This window comes from Xanthomonas sp. LMG 12459 (assembly GCF_009192905.1).
Lineage (GTDB): Bacteria > Pseudomonadota > Gammaproteobacteria > Xanthomonadales > Xanthomonadaceae > Xanthomonas_A > Xanthomonas_A sontii.
Genome location: NZ_NSGT01000033.1, coordinates 85,023 through 102,242, shown reverse-complemented (window position 1 = coordinate 102,242; position 17,220 = coordinate 85,023). Strand labels below are relative to the sequence as shown.

The window sequence follows — 17,220 nt, the reverse complement described above, 5'->3', positions numbered from 1 at the left end:
ATGCCTGCCAAGGGAAGCGCGGTTACGTGTATGCGCCGCCGCCGCCGCACCTGCCTCGCGGCGCCCAGCCCGGTGCACGCGCAGCCCAAGCGAGACGCAGCGAGCCCCGAACTCCCGACTACGCCGAAACGCATCCCACCCTCTAGACTGCACGCATCGTCGTGGGGGCTAGCCTTTGGTTTCCAGTTGGATCCTGCTGCTGGTGTCGGTCGGCTATGCGGCGCTGCTGTTCGCGGTGGCGTGGTGGGGCGATCGCCGTCCGCTGTACCCGGAGCGGCCGTGGCTGCGGCCGGCGGTGTACAGCCTGGCGCTGGCCGTGTACTGCTCGTCGTGGACGTTCTACGGCGCGGTCGGCAGCGCGGTGCGCAACGGCGCCGGCTACCTGCCGATCTACCTGGGCCCGCTGCTGATGCTGCTGTTCGGCTGGCGCATCGTCGAGCGCCTGGCGCTGATCGCGCGCAGCGAGAACACCGTGTCCATCGCCGATTTCATTTCCTCGCGCTACGGCCGCTCGCGGCGCCTGGCCGCGCTGGTGGCGGTGATCGCCCTGGTCGGCGTGGTGCCGTACCTGGCGCTGCAGTACAAGGCGGTGGCGATGAGCCTGCAGGTGCTCAGCGGCCAGTCCAGCGCCGGTGCGCCGTTCTATGCCGATCCGGCGCTGTACGTGGCCTTGGGCATGGCGCTGTTCGCCACGCTGTTCGGCACCCGCCAGGTCGATGCCACCGAGCACCACCACGGCATGATGCTGGCGATCGCGCTGGAGTCGGTGGTGAAGCTGCTGGCGATGGTGGCGGTGGGCGTGTTCGCCTACGTGTGGCTGTCCGTGCGCGACGGCGGCCAGGTGATGGCGTCGGCACGCACGCTGTTCCAGAACACCCCGCCGGTGGGCTTCATCTCGCAGACGCTGCTCAGCTTCCTGGCGCTGGTGTGCCTGCCGCGGCAGTTCCACGTGGCGGTGGTGGAGTGCAGTGACGTTGGCGACATCCGCAAGGCGCGCTGGCTGTTCGGCCTGTACCTGGTGCTGATCTCGGCGATGGTGGTGCCGATCGCCGCCGCCGGCATCGCCCTGTTCGGCGGGGGCGACGTGGCCGACGACAGCATCGTGCTGGCGCTGCCGTTGGCCGAAAGCCGCACCGCGCTGGCGTTGGTCGCCTACGTGGGCGGGTTCTCCGCCGCCACCGGCATGGTCATCGTCTCCAGCATCGCGCTGGCGACGATGATCAGCAACGACCTGGTGATGCCGGTGCTGCTGCGCCGCCGCGGGCACCAGGCGGCCGGTGCCGACGTGGCCTCGAAGGTGCTGTGGATCCGCCGCCTTGCGATCCTGCTGCTGGCGCTGATCGCCTACGGCTATTACCGCAGCAGCAGCAACGACACGACGCTGGCGTCCTACGGTCTGATGGCCTTCGCCGCAGTGGCGCAGTTCGCGCCGGGCGTGATCGGCGGGCTTTACTGGCGCGGCGCCAGCCGCAAGGGCGTGGAGACCGGCATGGTGCTGGGCTTCGCCACCTGGATTTACACGCTGCTGCTACCGGCGCTGACCCAGGCCGGCTGGCTGGCGCCGGCCTGGCTGCTGGATGGGCCGTTCGGCATCTCCTGGCTGCGCCCGCAGCAGTTGTTCGGCATGAGCGGCTGGGATCCGCTGGCGCACGGCACGTTCTGGTCGCTGCTGGTCAACGTCGGCACGATGATGCTGGTGTCGGCGCGCTGGCGACCGGGCCTGGACGAGCGCCTGCGCGCCGCGCCGTTCCTGGAGCCGTACTCGCAGCGCCCGGCGGTGGCCGGCGACTGGCTCGGGCAGGTGCGCGTGGTCGATCTGCAGGCGCTGGCCGAGCGCATGGTCGGCGAGCGCCATGCCCGCCGCGCCTTCGCCGAACAGGCGCAACTGCTCGGCCGCGAACCGCAGCCCACTGCGGTGGCCGACCGCGTCTGGGTGCAGTTCACCGAACGCCTGCTTGCCGCCTCGATCGGCGCGGCCTCCGCGCGTCTGGTGCTGACCAGCCTGTTGCGCGGCTCGGGCATGGACCTGGGCGAGGTGGTGGCGGTGCTCGACGAGGCCGGGCAGGAGCTGCGCTTCAACCGCGAGATCCTGTCCACCACGCTGGAGAACATCAGCGCCGGGGTCAGCGTGGTGGATCCGGCGATGCGCCTGACCGCATGGAACCGCCGCTACCAGCAGATGTTCGGCTATCCCGACGGCATGCTCTACGTCGGCCGGCCGGTCGCCGACCTGATCCGCTACAACGCCGAGCGCGGCGAACTCGGCGGCGGCCAGGTGGAGGATCAGATCGCCCGCCGCATCGCGCACATGCGCGCCGGCACCCCGCACGTGTTCGAACGCACCCGCAGCGACGGCAAGGTGATCGAGATGCGCGGCCAGCCGCTGCCCGGCGGCGGCTACGTCACCAGCTACAACGACATCACCGACTACAAGCGCGCCGAGCAGGCGCTGCTCGAAGCCAACGAGACCCTGGAGCAGCGCGTGGCCGATCGCTCGCGCGAGGCCGAGCTGGCGCAGCAGTCCAAGACCCGCTTCCTGGCCGCGATCAGCCACGACGTGCTGCAGCCGCTCAACGCCGCACGCCTGTTCGCCTCGGCCCTGCGCGATGCGCACCAGAACGAGGAGCAGCGGCATCTGGCCGAGCGCGTGGACGCCTCGCTGCGCGCGGCCGAGGAACTGCTCGACGGCCTGCTCGACGTGTCGCGGCTGGATGCCGGCGGCCTGCGCCCGACCATCGAGGACGTCGATGCCGGCCTGCTGCTGCGCGAACTGGCCGCGCAGTACAGCCCGATCGCCGCCGGCCGCGGCCTGCGCCTGCACGTGTACGCGCGGCCGCTGTGGGTGCGCAGCGATCGCCGGCTGCTGCGCCGGGTGCTGCAGAACTTCCTCGCCAACGCGCTGCGCTACACCCGCCAGGGCCGCATCGTGCTGGGCATGCGCCGCCGCGGCGCGGCGCTGGAACTGCAGGTCTGGGACACCGGCCCCGGCATTCCGCCGCACCACATGCAGCAGATCTTCGACGAGTTCCAGCGCTACCAGCAGCCGTTCGACTGGGGCGAGCAGGGGCTGGGCCTGGGCCTGTCGATCTGCCAGCGCATCTCGCGCCTGCTCGGCCACGAGCTGGATGCGCGCAGCCGCGTCGGCCACGGCAGCATGTTCTCCATCACCGTGCCGCGGGCGGCGCCACCGCCGCAGGCACTGCAACGCGCGCCACGCGCAGCGGCCGCGGCCGATTCGCTGGCCGGGCTGCGCGTGCTGTGCGTGGACAACGATCAGGAAATCCTCGACGGCATGCGCGCGCTGCTCGGCCGTTGGCAGGTGGAGGTGATCTGCGCCAGCACCGTCGACGAGGCGCTGGCGCAGGCCGCGTGCGCGCCGCAGGTGATGCTGGTCGATTACCACCTGCACGACCGGCTCGACGGCCTGGAGACGCTGGATGCGCTGCGCGCGGCGATGCCGGGGCCGGTGGCCGGCGCGCTGCTCACCGCCGACGGTCGCGACGAACTGAAGCTGCAGGCCCGCGAGCGTGGCTACCGGCTGCTGACCAAGCCGGTCAAGCCGGCCTCGCTGCGCGCGTTCCTCACCGCCTACCACGATCCGATCTAGGAGCGGTCGCGCGTCTTCGTAACGGCAATGTATGGGTTATGTGGCAGCCGTCGGCGCAACCGGCGTGGCGCACGGCGCGGGCGGGCGGCTAAGGTGGAGGACCGCCCACGACCCGCCTGCGCATGACCTCCCTGGACGACACCGCGATCCCCCCGCTCCCGGACCTGCTGGCGGCGCTGGAGGCCGGCCAGGCGCAGACCCTCGAACGCGGTGCCCGCGCCTACCTGCGGCAGCGCCCCGACGATGTCCTGGCCAGCAGTCTGCTGGCGATGAGCCTGCAGATGCAGGGCCAGCCGGCGCCGGCCGCCGCCGTGTACCGCAGGCTGGCCGAGCGCGAGCCGCACGAGGTCGCGCACTGGAACAACCTCGGCACGGCGCTGCGCGAGGCCGGCGACCCCGGCCCGGCCGGCGAGGCCTATCTGCGCGCCCGCGCGCTGGCGCCGGACGATCCGCTGCCGCACCACAACCTCGGCCTGCTGGCGATGGACGCCGGCGATTACGCCGCAGCCCGCGAACACCTGCTCGACGCGCACGCGCTGGCGCCGCAGGCGCCGCCGCTGTGCGTGCACGCGGCGATGGCCTGCCATGAGTGCGGCGACTTCCAGCGCGTGCAGGCGCTGATCGCCGACTGGCGGCAGTGGCCGCCGCTGGATCCGGACACCACCGTGGAACTGGCCTGGCTGTTGTCGCAGGGCGGCGAGACCGACACCGCCTGCGACCTGCTGCGCGCCTGTGCCAAGGGACCGATGGCGCAGCCGGCGCGGGCCTGGTCGCGGCTGGTGCTGGTGCTCGAGCGCGCCAACCGCCTGCCGCAGGCGCGCGAGGCCGCCGCGCAGCTGCCGCCGCCGGAGCGCATCGACGACCCGGACGTGCGCCAGGACGCCAGCAATGCGCTGGCGGTGCTGGCCATGCGCGAGGGCCACTGGCAGCAGGCGCATGCGCTGCTGCGCGGGCTGTTGGCCGATGGCAGTGCGGTCGACCGGCGCAAACAGAGCAACCTGTTCTTCGCGCTGGCGCGGGTCTGCGACCGCCTCGGCCTTCACGACGAAGCGCTGCATGCCTGCGCGCAGGGCCATGCCGGCCAGGTCGAGGGCCTGGCCGCGCTGGTGCCGGAGCTGGCGGCGGCGGACGCACCGCCATTGCCGGTCGCGCAGGCCCGCTGGGATCCGGCACGCCATGCCGCGGCGTGGCCGGTGACCGCGCCGGCCATGGCCGACTCGCCGATCTTCGTGGTCGGCTTCCCGCGCTCGGGCACCACCTTGCTGGAACAGATGCTCGACGCCCACCCGCAGTTGGTGGCGATGGACGAGCGGCCTTTCCTGCAGGGACTGGCCGACCGCCTGGAAGCGCGCGGCGTGGCCTGGCCGGACGGCCTGGGCGAGCTCGACGATGCCGCCTGCGCGACGCTGCGCGCCGAGTACTGGCAGGCGGTGCGCGGGGTGGTGCAGCTGCAGCCGGGCCAGCGCCTGGTCGACAAGAACCCGTTGAACCTGCTGCGCCTGCCGCTGATCCGGCGCCTGTTCCCGGAGGCGCCGGTGATCCTGGCGCTGCGCCATCCCTGCGACGTGCTGCTGAGCTGCTACATGCAGGCGTTCCGCTCGCCGGCATTCGCCCTGCTGTGTGCCAGCCTGCCGCGGCTGGCGCGCGGCTATGCCGACGCGATGGAGTTCTGGCTCTACCACGCCGCCCTGCTGCAGCCACGCACGCTGGAGTTGCGCTACGAGGACCTGGTGGCCGATCCGCAGGCGCAGGTGGCGCGTCTGGGGCAGTTCCTGCAGCTGCAGCAGCCGGAGCGGCTGCTGGACTTCCAGCGCCACGCGCGCGCCAAGGGCTTCATCAGCACGCCCAGCTACGCGCAGGTGGTGGAGGGCATCAACCGCAAGGCCCTGGACCGCTGGCACGCCTATTGCGACGCCTTCGCACCGGTACTGCCGGTGCTGCAGCCGTTCCTGCGACGCTGGGACTACCGCGTCGACTGAGTGTTGCGTGTTGTCTGAACCGTTCCCGTCTGCTGGTTGAACGGCAAAAACGCAGCGTGCGCTGTACCGCGCTTGAAGCGGTGTTTTTGTCAGGGGATGGCGCACGTTGGCACACCGAAACAACACCCTTCTTATAAAAAACTAACAAGTGCCTGACGGTCCTGTAATGGACCGCTGGCCCGAGGCATCCATTTCACCCGCCGCGCGTTTCCGCGCCCGGGATGGTTCGCGCCTGCGTGCAGCCGGCGCTTGTCGCACATCACATGAGGTCTTCCCGATGTCCGTAGCAAAGAACAGACTCGCTCACGCCGTTTGCCTGGCCATGGCGACGCTTCCCGCCACGCTCTATGCGCAGAGCGCCACGCCGGCGGCGTCCGCCTCGGGCGACGCGCCGGTGACCCTGGACAAGCTCACCGTCACCGGTTCGCTGGTGCGCCGCGTGGATGTGGAGACCGCCAGCCCGGTCGCCGTGGTCGATCGCCAGCAGATCCAGCAGAGCGGCAAGCAGACCCTGGGCGATCTGCTGCAGGCGCTGCCCGGCATCGCCGGCGCCGCGACCAACCCGCAGGTCAACAACGGCGGCGGCGATGGCGCTTCGACCATCTCGCTGCGCGGCCTCGGCGACGAGCGCACGCTGATCCTGATCGACGGCCACCGCATCCAGAACAACGACGTCAACTCGATCCCGGCCAACATGATCGACCATGTCGAAGTGCTGAAGGTCGGCGCCTCGGCGATGTACGGCTCCGACGCCATCGGCGGCGTGGTCAACTTCATCTTGCGCAAGAACTTCGAAGGCGGCGAAGTCTCCGCCAACTACGGCCAGACCAGCCGCGGCGACGGCGCGCGCCAGGGCGGCAGCTTCACCTTCGGCAAGACCTGGGACCGCGGCAACGTCGTGGTCGGCCTGGACTACAACAAGCAGAAGGAAGTCTCCACCGCCAACCGCGCGTTCTCCAAGTACGCGATGTACCTGTCCAGCGGCAGCGTCTACAAGGGCGGTTCGGCACGGACCCCGACCGGCTACTACAAGCTGCCGGCGGCGACCCTGGCGGCCAACGGTTGCAAGCCCGACGGCGCGTTGACCGGCAACGGCAGCGGCGGCTACAAGTGCTACAGCTCCTCGGCCGATTCGTACAACTACGAGGCGGAGAACCTGCTGCTGACCCCGCAGCAGCGCGTCGGCGCCTTCGTGCTCGGCAGCTTCAACATCACCGACTCGATGCAGGCGTACGTCAACGCCTACCACAACCACACCATGTCCAACTTCGCGATCGCGCCGCTGCCGCTCGACGCGCAGAACGACGGCATCACCGTCGCCGCCAACAATCCGTACAACCCGTTCGGCGTGGAGTTCGGCCCCAACGGCTACCAGTATCAGACGCGCTTCACGTCGCTCGGCCAGCGCGAGGGTTTCTACGACACCGCCACCGATCAGGACGTGATCGGCCTGAAGGGCGGCATCGGCGACAGCAGCTGGGTGTGGGACGCCAACTTCAACTATGGCCACTACCGCCAGCGCAACTGGAGCCACGGCTACGTCGATTACGCCGCGCTGCAGAACGCGATCAACAGTGGGCAGGTCAATATCCTGGACCAGGGCAGCCCGACCACGGTCGCCTGGCTGCAGAGCAACGAGTCGATCCCGCGCCTGGAGACCACCACGATCATGCGGCAGTGGGAAGCCAGCGCCAACGGCAGCCTGTGGGAGATGCCGGCCGGTGCCGCGCAGCTGGCAGTGGGCGCGCTGTACCGCAAGGAGAGCCTGAACTCCACGGTGTCGGCGAATGCGCTGATCAACAGCGACAACACCTGCGCGGTTTCTTCCGAAGCCTGTTCCTCGCCGCTGAGCGGCAGCTTCAACGTCAAGGAGGCTTACGCGCAGTTGTTCATGCCGGTGCTGGAGCAGTCCTCGCCGATCGGCGCGCTCAACCTGACCCTGAGCGACCGCTACTCCGACTACAGCAGCGTGCGCTCGGGCAATAACAGCGCCTCGTTCCAGGTGGAGTGGCGGCCGATCCACGACCTGATGGTGCGCGGCACGGCGGCGCAGGTGTTCCGCGCGCCGACCATCACCGACATCTACCAGGGCCCGACCGCCGACGCGCCGAACTTCATCGACCCCTGCGTCGGCTACAGCGGCAGCGGCCACGCCACTGCCTGCGCCGGTGTGCCGGCCGGCTGGAGCGGCACAGGCCTGTCGCAGACCAACGCGATCAAGTCCGGCGCCACCTACGTGGGCTACCAGCTCAAGCCGGAGAAGGGCACCTCGTTCGACTACGGCCTGGTGTACAGCCCCGAGTACGTACCGGGCCTGTCGGTCAACCTCGACTGGTGGAAGGTCAAGCTCGACGACCTGATCCAGCCGATCTCCGCGCAGACCGTAGCCGACCTCTGCTACAACGATGACAACAGCCCGTACTGCAGCTACCTCCACCGCTACGCCGCCGGCACCCCAAGCGCCGGCAACATCGACCACATCCAGACGCCGGTGGTCAACATCGGCAAGCTCAACACCCAGGGCATCGACCTCGGCGCGAGCTACGCGCTGCCCGCTACCGACTACGGCAAGTTCACCGTGACTGTGGACAGCACCTACCTGCACCGCTACGACATCGACACCGGAGACACGGTGGTGCACATGGCCGGGCGCTACAACTCGTCCTATGGCAACTACGCGCATTGGCGCGCGCATGCGCTGTTCGGCTGGAAGCTGGGCAACTGGGATGCGAGCTGGACCACCCGCTGGGTCGGCAAGATGCAGGTCGGCAGCGGCGACCTGAGCCAGAACATGTCCGCCGACGGGCATGACAAGGGTGTGGTGCTGAACTACGGCAGCTACATGTACCACGCGCTGCAGGTGGGCTACGACATGGCCGGGGCCAACCTGCGCCTGGATCTGGGCGTGGACAACCTGACCAACAAGCAGCCGCCGATGATGTACCAGAACAACGTGTTGAACGCGAACACCGACGTGAGCACCTACGACACGCTCGGCCGCTACTACTGGATGCGTGCTACGTACAAGTTCTAATGCGTAAGGGTTTGTTGTAAGGGAAATGGCGTTGGCGCCCCTTCATGGGGCGCCGATTCCAGGTGTGGTGTTTTGTTGTCTGCTTTTTGCTTGTGGAGATCTCCTCGGTACTTTCTTTAATTTCAACGGCAAGGATTTAGCTCATGAAATTTGCATATGGTCTGTTGGGAGTAGTTCTGTCCGCCGCATCGTTCGGCGCAAGCGCCACCGTCGTCACCGACAGGGTCGATGAAATCTTCATTCAATGTGCCGACTGCGCTGTGGCGAAAAATACGGACGCCGTGCTGGGCTACGTGAAGATCGCGCTTAGTGCCTACGCATCCGCAGCAAGCAGTAACGGTTGGGGGCCGGTCAAGGTCGGCAATCAAGTCCAGATCGAGAAGTACACGCAGACACCTGGTGGCTATCTCCTTGTCGACCACTACTACACGATCAAGAATCTTCCGGTCACCTCTTTCAATGACTTGATCGATGGGGGTGTCGAGCGGGATTCGGATGTCAGAGCCGTTCCTGCGAGGGCGCAGGCGGAAGCGTCAATGAAAGGCGACGTTGCCAGCTTCGTCGAAAGTTTCGCTGATTCTGGTGGCGTAACGACGATTTATGGATTCTTCCCACAGAACTGATGAAAGCTGATTGGGCCGCGTCACCCAATTCCATGGGTGGCGCGGCGCAATGCCATTGCACCGGCGGCCGGCTGCCGCCGCGCAGCGGCGACAAGTACATCCTGTCCACCTATCTCGAATTCACCGCCAAGCCGGCCTGACCCAAGGCGCCGTCAGTGTGGGATGGGCGCGCACGTCGCCGCACATCCCCAATCCCGAATCCCCAATCCCGGCTGCACCGGCACCACGTCGATCAACCTGCGCCATGCAGATGCTCGAACAGGATGGTGCTGCCGATCGCGATCAGCAGCGCGCCGCCGACGATCTCCGCGCGCTTGCCGGCGAGCGCGCCGAGCGCGCGGCCGAGCATGATGCCCAGGGTGACCATGGTCAGCGTGCACAGGCCGATGATCGCCGCGACCTCGACGATGTTCACGTCGAGGAAGGCCAGGCCGACGCCGACCGCCATCGCGTCGATGCTGGTGGCAAAGCCGGTGGCGGCCAGGTTCCAGAAGCCGTGGCGCTTGGGCGCGGCCTCCTCGGGCGTGTCGGACTCCGGCTTGAGGCCGGCGACGATCATGTGCACGCCCAGTGCGCCGAGCAGGCCGAAGGCGATCCAGTGGTCGAAGGCGACCACGTACTTGGACGCGGCCTGGCCGAGCACCCAGCCCAGTGCCGGGGTCAGTGCCTCGATACAGCCGAAGATCAGGCCGGCACGCAGCGCGTCGGCCCAGCGCGGACGTTGCATCGCCGCGCCCTTGCCGACGGCGGCGGCGAACGCGTCGGTCGACATGGCGATGCCGAGCAGGAGAATCGAAAGAAACGACATGGGGGACCTTACCGGGACAGGCGACAACGACGAGCGCGCGCGCCCGGCCTTCGCCTTGCGCACTCGCCGCTGGTCTCGCCAACCGAACTGGCTGCCCGTACCACGGCGCATCGGCCGAGTCTGTTGATACGGGCGCTGTCCGCGCAGGGCGGACAGCAGGCTACTCCCCAAGGGGACGCGCAGTCTAACAGCGCCCAACTGCGGCGAACATCCCTGGAACGCACGCGAACCTGCAGCTTATCTTGATAGCTGCGGCTATATCGGCGATGGCTCTGCGGCGGTACGGCACGCGTGTGTGCGTGATAGGTCGAGGACGCCCACTCCCTGTGCATGTGGCTCTCGCTGTGGCACTCAGCCATAGAGCGCGAGGTGCGAATGTGTGCGCCACTTCAGGGCAGCGCCACGGACGTGTCCTCAGTTCCCGCATGCAGCAACCTATGCATCGCCGCTGTGTGGGCCAGCTTGCGCCGCGCCGAAGGGAGCGACTGGCGGTCAATGGTCAGTGCGTCGGGACTGAAGTCCCTCCCATAAGGAGGCGCCCAGCACGCCGCGTGCGCAAGGCCAACGTGCGCGCACGCGCTGCATCCGCACCGCTCGCGCCTTCGACAGGCGTTGCCGCGGCTCAGTCCTCTTCCGGCGGCAGCACGATGGCGTCGCTGTCGATGGCCAGCTTGCCGGCCAGCAGCACCGCCTGGGTGCGGTTGGTGACGCCGAGCTTGCGCAGGATCGCGGTGACGTGCGCCTTGATGGTGGCTTCGGACACGCCCAGGTCGTAGGCGATCTGCTTGTTGAGGCTGCCGGCACCGAGCATCTGCAGCACCCGGAACTGCTGCGGGGTCAGTTCGCGCAGGCGCTGCCCGACCTCGCGTTCGGCGCGGTCGGTGGGCGGCACGTTGTGCGCTTCCGGCGGCGCCCAGTGCTCGCCGTCCAGCACCGTGCCCAGGGCCAGGCCGATGGTGTCCGAGTCGGCCGACTTGGGAATGAAGCCGAACGCGCCGTGGTCCAGCGCGCGCCGCATCACCGTCGGCTCCTCGCGCGCGGACACCACCACCACCGGCAACTGCGGATGCAGCGCGCGCATGTGCACCAGCGCGCTGAAGCCCTGCGCGCCGGGCATGTTGAGATCCATCAGCAGCAGATCGGCATCGGCATGGCGATCGGCCAGCGCGTACAACGCCTCGACGCTGTCGGCCTCGTACAACTGCACCCCGGGCATCACCCGCTGCACCGCCCCACGCAGTGCCTCGCGGAACAGGGGATGGTCGTCGGCGATCAGCAGGGTGGGCATTTGGAAGGCCGGGAGTGGGGAAACGGGAATGGGGAATGGGAACGGCAAGAGCAGCGCGTCGGGTGCCTGAGGAAATGAAGCGATCAGGGAATGGCTTTTCCCATTCCCCATTCTCGACTCCCCATTCCCGACGCGCGTAGCGCGTCAGCGCGCCAGCCGTTCGTTCACCAACGAATCCACCACCGACGGATCGGCCAGGGTCGAGGTGTCGCCGAGCTGGTCGGGGGCGTTCTCGGCGATCTTGCGCAGGATGCGGCGCATGATCTTGCCCGAGCGGGTCTTGGGCAGGCCGGGCGCCCACTGCAGGTGGTCGGGGGCGGCGATCGGGCCGATCTCCTTGCGTACCCAGGCCACCAGTTCCTTGTGCAGGGCCTCGCTCGGCTGCTCCTCGGCGACCAGGGTTACGTAGGCGTAGATGCCCTGGCCCTTGATGTCGTGCGGGAAGCCGACCACCGCCGCTTCGGCGACCTTGGGGTGGGAAACCAGCGCGCTCTCCACTTCGGCGGTGCCGATGCGGTGGCCGGAGACGTTGATGACGTCGTCGACGCGGCCGGTGATCCAGTAGTAGCCGTCGGCATCGCGGCGGCAGCCGTCGCCGGTGAAATAGCTGCCCGGGTAGGTGCGGAAATAGGTGTCGATGAAGCGCTGGTGGTCGCCGTACACGGTGCGCATCTGCCCCGGCCAGGAATCGCGCAGCACCAGGTTGCCCTCGGTGGCGCCTTCCAGGATCTCGCCGTCGGCGCTGACCAGCGCCGGCTGCACGCCGAAGAACGGCAGCGTCGCCGAGCCGGGCTTGAGGTCGATGGCGCCGGCCAGCGGGGTGATCAGGATGCCGCCGGTCTCGGTCTGCCACCAGGTGTCCACGATCGGGCAGCGGCCGTCGCCGACCACGTCGTAGTACCAGCGCCAGGCCTCCGGATTGATCGGCTCGCCGACGCTGCCGAGCAGGCGCAGGCTCGTGCGCGCGGTCTTCTTCACCGGCGCCTCGCCCTCGCGCATCAGCGCGCGGATCGCGGTCGGGGCGGTGTAGAAGATCGTCACCTGGTGCTTGTCGATGACTTCCCAGAAGCGCGACACGCTCGGGTAGTTGGGCACGCCCTCGAACATCAGCGCGGTGGCGCCGTTGGCCAGCGGCCCGTAGACGATGTAGCTGTGCCCCGTCACCCAGCCGACGTCGGCGGTGCACCAGTAGATGTCGTCCTCGCGCAGGTCGAACACGGTCTCGTGGGTGTAGGCGGCGTACAGCAGGTAGCCGGCGGTGGTGTGCAGCACGCCCTTGGGCTTGCCGGTGGAACCGGAGGTGTAGAGGATGAACAGCGGGTCCTCGGCATTCATGCGCTCGGGTTCGCATTCGGCGGGCTGGCTGTCGACCACGTCGTGGAACCAGCGGTCGCGCGGGGCCTGCATGTCCACCGCGCCGCCGGTGTGGCGCACCACCAGCACGGTCTCCACGCTGGTGGTGCCGGGCAGCTTCAGCGCCGCGTCCACGTTGGCCTTGAGCGGGATCTTCTTGCCGCCGCGCAGGCCTTCGTCGGCGGTGATGATCAGCTTGCTGCCGCAGTCGATCACCCGGTCGGCGATCGAGTTGGGCGCGAAGCCGCCGAACACCACCGAGTGGATCGCGCCGATGCGCGCGCAGGCCAGCATCGCCACCGCGGCATCGGGGATCATCGGCAGGTAGATGGTGACGCGGTCGCCCTTGCGCACGCCCAGCGCGCGCAGGGCGTTGCCGAGCCGGCACACGCGCTCGTACAGCTCGCGATAGGTGACGCGGTAGGACGGCGCGTCCGGGCTGTCCGGCTCGAACAGCAGCGCGGTCTTGTCGCCGCGGGTGGCCAGTTGCCGGTCCAGGCAGTTGACGCTGGCGTTGAGTTCGCCGTCGTCGAACCAGCGGATACGGAAATCGTCCAGGGCGAAGCTGACGTCCTTGATCCGGGTCGGCTTCTTGAACCAGTCCAGGCGCTCGGCCACCTTGCCCCAGAACGCCTCCGGCTGTTCCACCGATGCCTTGTACTGGGTCTGGTACTGGGTCTTGTCGACCCGCGCACGGGCGGCGAACTGCGGATCGACGGGATAGAGATCGGCCATGGTTCCCTCTGCAATGAACGGGGCGCCGCATGCGGCGGCGCGTCAACGCGCAGTGTGCCGCATCCGGCGTTAAGCGCACACGCGCCGGGTCTTAGACGATGGTCGTAACTCAGCCGACGTTCGACTAATGGCCAATAGGCGCGGCCGGTGCGGTCGCGCACGCTGGGCTACGGCCGTGCGCATGCGTGCGGCCATCCATTATTCGGGAGGGAGTAATGAGCAACCGCGTCGCATCCCTGGCGCGTCGCCCGTTGGCGGCGGCGCTGTTGGTGGCCCTGGTCGCGCCCGGCGCAGCCTTCGCCCAAGGCAAACCCTCGGCGCGCGAACAGGCGCTGGAGACCCGCGTGGCCGAGCTGGAACGGCAGGTGCAGCAACTGCTGTCGGCGCAGCAACAGCAGCAGGGGCAGATCGCGCAGACCCAGACCGAGGTCGCCGCGGTCCGCTCGACCCAGGCCGCGCCGCCGCCGCCACCCCCGGCGCCGCCGGCCGGCAAGGCGCCGATCCAGGTCACCACCATCACCCCGGGGGCCACGCCCGGCACCACCTTCAAGGTCGGCGGCTTCATCAAGGCCGACTTCCTGGCCACCCGCACCGGCGACGGCCAGCTCGCCGACGATGCCACCGGCCGCGCGCTGTACCTGCCCGGGCAGACCCCGGTGGGCGGGGCCAAGTCCGGCACCGACTACAACGCGCATGCCAAGTTCTCGCGGATCAACTTCGGCGTGGACAGCGTCACCGAAGGCGGCAACAAGGCCGGCGCGCTGGTGGAACTGGATTTCTTCGGCAATTCACTGGGCACCCAGACCGCCACCAACACCTACGGCGCCACCCTGCGCCACGCCTACATGTACTGGAACCACTGGCTGGCCGGCCAGACCTGGTCCAACTTCATGGATCCGGCGGCGCTGCCGGAAGCGGCCGACTTCATCGGCCCCACCGACGGTGTGGTGTTCGTGCGGCAGGCGCAGCTGCGCTACACCAACGGCGGCTTCAGCATCGCCCTGGAGAATCCGGAAACCACGCTGTACACGCGCAGCGTGGCCGGCGTGGTCAGCACCGCCAGTTCCGACCGCGGCGCGCTGCCGGACCTGACCGTGCGCTACGGCTGGAAGGGCGACTGGGGCAGCTTCGGCGTCGCCGGCGTGGTCGGCCAGCAGAAGGTCGACAACCGCGCCACCGGCGCCGATGCCAGCAAGGCCTCCGGCGGCCTGACCCTGGGCGGCAAGTGGGTGGCCAGCGACAGCGACAGCCTGTTCTACCAGCTCACCGGCGGCGAAGGCATCGGCCGCTACATCGGCCTGGGCATCGCCCAGAACGCGGTGTACGACGCCGCCGACCGCGACCTGGACACGGTCGGGGTGGTCGCCGGCTATGTCGGCTGGCGCCACGCGTTCTCGCCCAAGCTGCGCACCAACCTGATCTACGCGCGCAGCGACTACGACAACGACACCGCGCGTACCGGCCTGGCCGTGACCAAGAGTGTGCAGAGCATCCGCGGCAACGTCTTCTACTCGCCGTTGCCCAAGGTCGATATCGGCGCCGAGCTGATGTACGGCAAGCGCGAGATCGAAAGCGGCGCCAAGGGCGACATCACCCGCCTGCAGTTCACCACCAAGTACAGCTTCTGATCCGCGCCGCGGCCACTTACCGGAGCCATCACATGAGCCTCTCCAACGACGCGCTGATCGCCAAGATCGACGCCAATCCGAAGTACCACGCGCTCAAGCGCCAGCGCAACGCGCTGGGCTGGACGCTGACCATCCTGATGTTGCTGGCCTACTTCGGCTTCATCGGCCTGATCGCCTTCGACAAGGCGTTCCTGGCCCAGCCGATGGGCAGCGGCGTCACCACCATCGGCATCCCGATCGCGATCGGGGTGATGGTCTTCACCATCGCCATCACCGCGATCTACGTGCGTCGCGCCAACACCGTGTACGACCAGCTGACCGCCGACATCCTCGAGGACGCCCGCCAATGAGCAAGCACCTGCGCTTCCTTCTGCTGCTGCTGGCTGCGCTGCTGCCGGCCGGCGCGGCCCTGGCCGCCGGCGGCGATGTCGGCCAGACCGACAAGCAGCCGACCAACTGGGTGGCGATCGGCATGTTCGCCTTCTTCGTCGCCGGCACGCTGTGGATCACCAAGTGGGCGGCGAAGAAGACCCGCTCGGCGTCGGACTTCTACACCGCTGGCGGCGGCATCACCGGCTTCCAGAACGGCCTGGCGATCGCCGGCGACTACATGTCGGCGGCCTCGTTCCTGGGCATCACCGCGGCGGTGATGACCAACGGCTACGACGGCCTGATCTACGCCATCGGCTTCCTGGTCGGCTGGCCGATCCTGACCTTCCTGATGGCCGAGCGCCTGCGCAACCTCGGCAAGTACACCTTCGCCGACGTGGCCGGCTACCGCTTCGCGCCGACCGCGATCCGCAGCTTCGCCGCCTCCGGCACGCTGGTGGTGGTGCTGTTCTACCTGATCGCGCAGATGGTCGGTGCCGGTGCGCTGATCAAGCTGCTGTTCGGCCTGGACTACTGGGTGGCGGTGAGTCTGGTCGGCGTGCTGATGATGGTCTACGTGCTGTTCGGCGGCATGACCGCCACCACCTGGGTGCAGATCATCAAGGCGGTACTGCTGCTGACCGGCGTGACCTTCATGGCCGTGGCGATCATGTGGCACTTCAACTTCAGCTTCGAGGCGCTGTTCGCCGAGGGCGTGCGGGTGAAGACCGCGGTGGCGGCCAACGGCGGTGCCTCGCCGGAAGACGCGGCCAGTGCCGGTCTGTCGATCATGGGCCCGGGTGGCTTCGTCAAGGATCCGATCTCGGCGATCTCCTTCGGCATGGCGCTGATGTTCGGCACCGCCGGCCTGCCGCACATCCTGATGCGCTTCTTCACCGTCCCCGACGCCAAGCAGGCGCGCAAGTCGGTGCTGTGGGCCACCACCTGGATCGGCTACTTCTACATCCTGATCTTCATCATCGGCTTCGGCGCCATCGCCCTGGTGCTGACCAACCCGCAGTTCGCCGATGTCGCCACCGGCACCATCCACGGCGGCAAGGGCGCGGCCAACATGGCGGCGGTGCTGGTCGGCAACGCGGTGGGCGGCAACGTGTTCATGGGCTTCATCTCCGCGGTGGCCTTCGCCACCATCCTGGCGGTGGTCGCCGGCCTGACCCTGTCCGGCGCCTCGGCGGTGTCCCACGACCTGTACGCCACGGTGATCAAGAAGGGCAATCCCGCCCCGGGCTCTGAGCTGAAGGTGTCGCGCGTCACCACCATCGCGCTGGGCGTGATCGCGGTGCTGCTCGGCATCGTGTTCGAGAAGCAGAACGTGGCCTTCATGGTGTCGCTGGCCTTCGCCATCGCCGCCTCGGCCAACTTCCCGGTGCTGATCCTGTCGTTGCTGTGGAAGAACTGCACCGCCCGCGGTGCGGTGATCGGCGGTTTCCTGGGCCTGATCTCCTCGCTGGTGCTGACGGTGCTGTCGCCGTCGGTGTGGGTGGACACGCTGGGCAACCCGACCGGTTCGGCGCCGTTCCCGTACACCTCGCCGGCGCTGTTCTCGGTGACCATCGGCTTCGTCGGCATCTGGCTGTTCTCGGTGCTGGACCGCAGCGCGCAGGCCGGCAAGGAACGCGCCGCGTTCAAGGCGCAGCAGATCCGCGCCGAGACCGGGCTGGGCGCTTCGCGCGGGTCGGGTCACTGAGCACGCGCGCCTAAGCAGGACGCGGCCAACGCCGCACGCGCCGCCGACCTTCGGGCCGGCGTCGTCGTCTGTGCAATGAGGCGGCGTT

At 68.5% G+C, this 17,220-nt stretch carries 11 protein-coding genes; 8 read left to right on the top strand and 3 right to left on the bottom strand.

What is annotated here, in order from left to right; translation table 11 throughout:
* Nucleotides 1-175 precede the first annotated feature (175 nt).
* The 5 genes from CEK65_RS08935 to CEK65_RS21160 all read left to right on the top strand — a co-directional run bounded on the left by CEK65_RS08935 (nt 176) and on the right by CEK65_RS21160 (nt 9,383).
* A complete protein-coding gene (locus CEK65_RS08935; RefSeq protein ID WP_152181470.1) occupies nt 176-3,607 on the top strand; it encodes a PAS domain-containing hybrid sensor histidine kinase/response regulator in 3,432 nt (1,143 codons plus the stop codon).
* Between the two features lie 122 nt (nt 3,608-3,729).
* The gene (locus tag CEK65_RS08930; protein WP_152181469.1) at nt 3,730-5,586 is read left to right on the top strand and encodes a sulfotransferase; all 1,857 of its coding nucleotides are present in this window, start codon (nt 3,730-3,732) and stop codon (nt 5,584-5,586) included.
* A 322-nt stretch (nt 5,587-5,908) separates the two neighbouring features.
* Nucleotides 5,909-8,620 carry a TonB-dependent receptor gene (locus CEK65_RS08925; protein WP_152181468.1) on the top strand — a complete coding sequence of 904 codons (2,712 nt, stop codon included), beginning with the start codon at nt 5,909-5,911 and terminating at the stop codon, nt 8,618-8,620.
* A 143-nt stretch (nt 8,621-8,763) separates the two neighbouring features.
* On the top strand, nt 8,764-9,243 hold the full coding sequence (locus CEK65_RS08920; RefSeq protein ID WP_150409502.1) for a hypothetical protein: 480 nt from the start codon (nt 8,764-8,766) through the stop codon (nt 9,241-9,243).
* Nucleotides 9,243-9,383 (top strand): hypothetical protein, encoded by a 141-nt coding sequence (locus CEK65_RS21160; protein WP_226980526.1) that lies wholly within the window; start codon nt 9,243-9,245, stop codon nt 9,381-9,383. Before CEK65_RS08920 ends, CEK65_RS21160 begins: the two co-directional genes overlap by 1 nt.
* Before the next feature lie 92 nt (nt 9,384-9,475).
* Here CEK65_RS21160 and mntP read toward each other — a convergent pair whose 3' ends face one another.
* From mntP to acs, 3 genes are all read right to left on the bottom strand, one after another.
* Nucleotides 9,476-10,051 carry a manganese efflux pump MntP gene (gene mntP / locus CEK65_RS08910; protein ID WP_017908356.1) on the bottom strand — a complete coding sequence of 192 codons (576 nt, stop codon included), beginning with the start codon at nt 10,049-10,051 and terminating at the stop codon, nt 9,476-9,478.
* Between the two features lie 622 nt (nt 10,052-10,673).
* The gene (locus CEK65_RS08905) at nt 10,674-11,339 is read right to left on the bottom strand and encodes a response regulator transcription factor (protein WP_010342764.1); all 666 of its coding nucleotides are present in this window, start codon (nt 11,337-11,339) and stop codon (nt 10,674-10,676) included.
* A 144-nt stretch (nt 11,340-11,483) separates the two neighbouring features.
* Nucleotides 11,484-13,427, bottom strand: coding sequence for an acetate--CoA ligase (gene acs, locus CEK65_RS08900; protein WP_152181467.1), 1,944 nt, complete (start codon nt 13,425-13,427; stop codon nt 11,484-11,486).
* A 215-nt stretch (nt 13,428-13,642) separates the two neighbouring features.
* Here acs and CEK65_RS08895 point away from each other — a divergent pair, with 215 nt between their 5' ends.
* Genes CEK65_RS08895 through CEK65_RS08885 form a run of 3 tightly spaced genes read left to right on the top strand, consistent with a single transcriptional unit; the run spans nt 13,643 to nt 17,132 of the window.
* The gene (locus tag CEK65_RS08895; protein WP_152181466.1) at nt 13,643-15,055 is read left to right on the top strand and encodes a DcaP family trimeric outer membrane transporter; all 1,413 of its coding nucleotides are present in this window, start codon (nt 13,643-13,645) and stop codon (nt 15,053-15,055) included.
* Nucleotides 15,056-15,087: 32 nt separating this feature from the next.
* Nucleotides 15,088-15,405: a DUF485 domain-containing protein gene (locus CEK65_RS08890; RefSeq protein WP_017908353.1), complete on the top strand. Its 318-nt coding sequence runs from the start codon at nt 15,088-15,090 to the stop codon at nt 15,403-15,405.
* Nucleotides 15,402-17,132, top strand: a complete 1,731-nt coding sequence (locus CEK65_RS08885; protein ID WP_152181465.1) for a cation acetate symporter — start codon at nt 15,402-15,404, stop codon at nt 17,130-17,132. Before CEK65_RS08890 ends, CEK65_RS08885 begins: the two co-directional genes overlap by 4 nt.
* Nucleotides 17,133-17,220: the final 88 nt, after the last annotated feature.

Coding starts and splice junctions, on each gene's coding strand:
- CEK65_RS08930 (WP_152181469.1), top strand. CDS start 3,730: ATGACCTCCCTGGACGACACCGCGATCCCCCCGCTCCCGGACCTGCTG.
- CEK65_RS08925 (WP_152181468.1), top strand. CDS start 5,909: ATGGCGACGCTTCCCGCCACGCTCTATGCGCAGAGCGCCACGCCGGCG.
- CEK65_RS08920 (WP_150409502.1), top strand. CDS start 8,764: ATGAAATTTGCATATGGTCTGTTGGGAGTAGTTCTGTCCGCCGCATCG.
- CEK65_RS21160 (WP_226980526.1), top strand. CDS start 9,243: ATGAAAGCTGATTGGGCCGCGTCACCCAATTCCATGGGTGGCGCGGCG.
- mntP (WP_017908356.1), bottom strand. CDS start 10,051: ATGTCGTTTCTTTCGATTCTCCTGCTCGGCATCGCCATGTCGACCGAC.
- CEK65_RS08905 (WP_010342764.1), bottom strand. CDS start 11,339: ATGCCCACCCTGCTGATCGCCGACGACCATCCCCTGTTCCGCGAGGCA.
- acs (WP_152181467.1), bottom strand. CDS start 13,427: ATGGCCGATCTCTATCCCGTCGATCCGCAGTTCGCCGCCCGTGCGCGG.
- CEK65_RS08895 (WP_152181466.1), top strand. CDS start 13,643: ATGAGCAACCGCGTCGCATCCCTGGCGCGTCGCCCGTTGGCGGCGGCG.
- CEK65_RS08890 (WP_017908353.1), top strand. CDS start 15,088: ATGAGCCTCTCCAACGACGCGCTGATCGCCAAGATCGACGCCAATCCG.
- CEK65_RS08885 (WP_152181465.1), top strand. CDS start 15,402: ATGAGCAAGCACCTGCGCTTCCTTCTGCTGCTGCTGGCTGCGCTGCTG.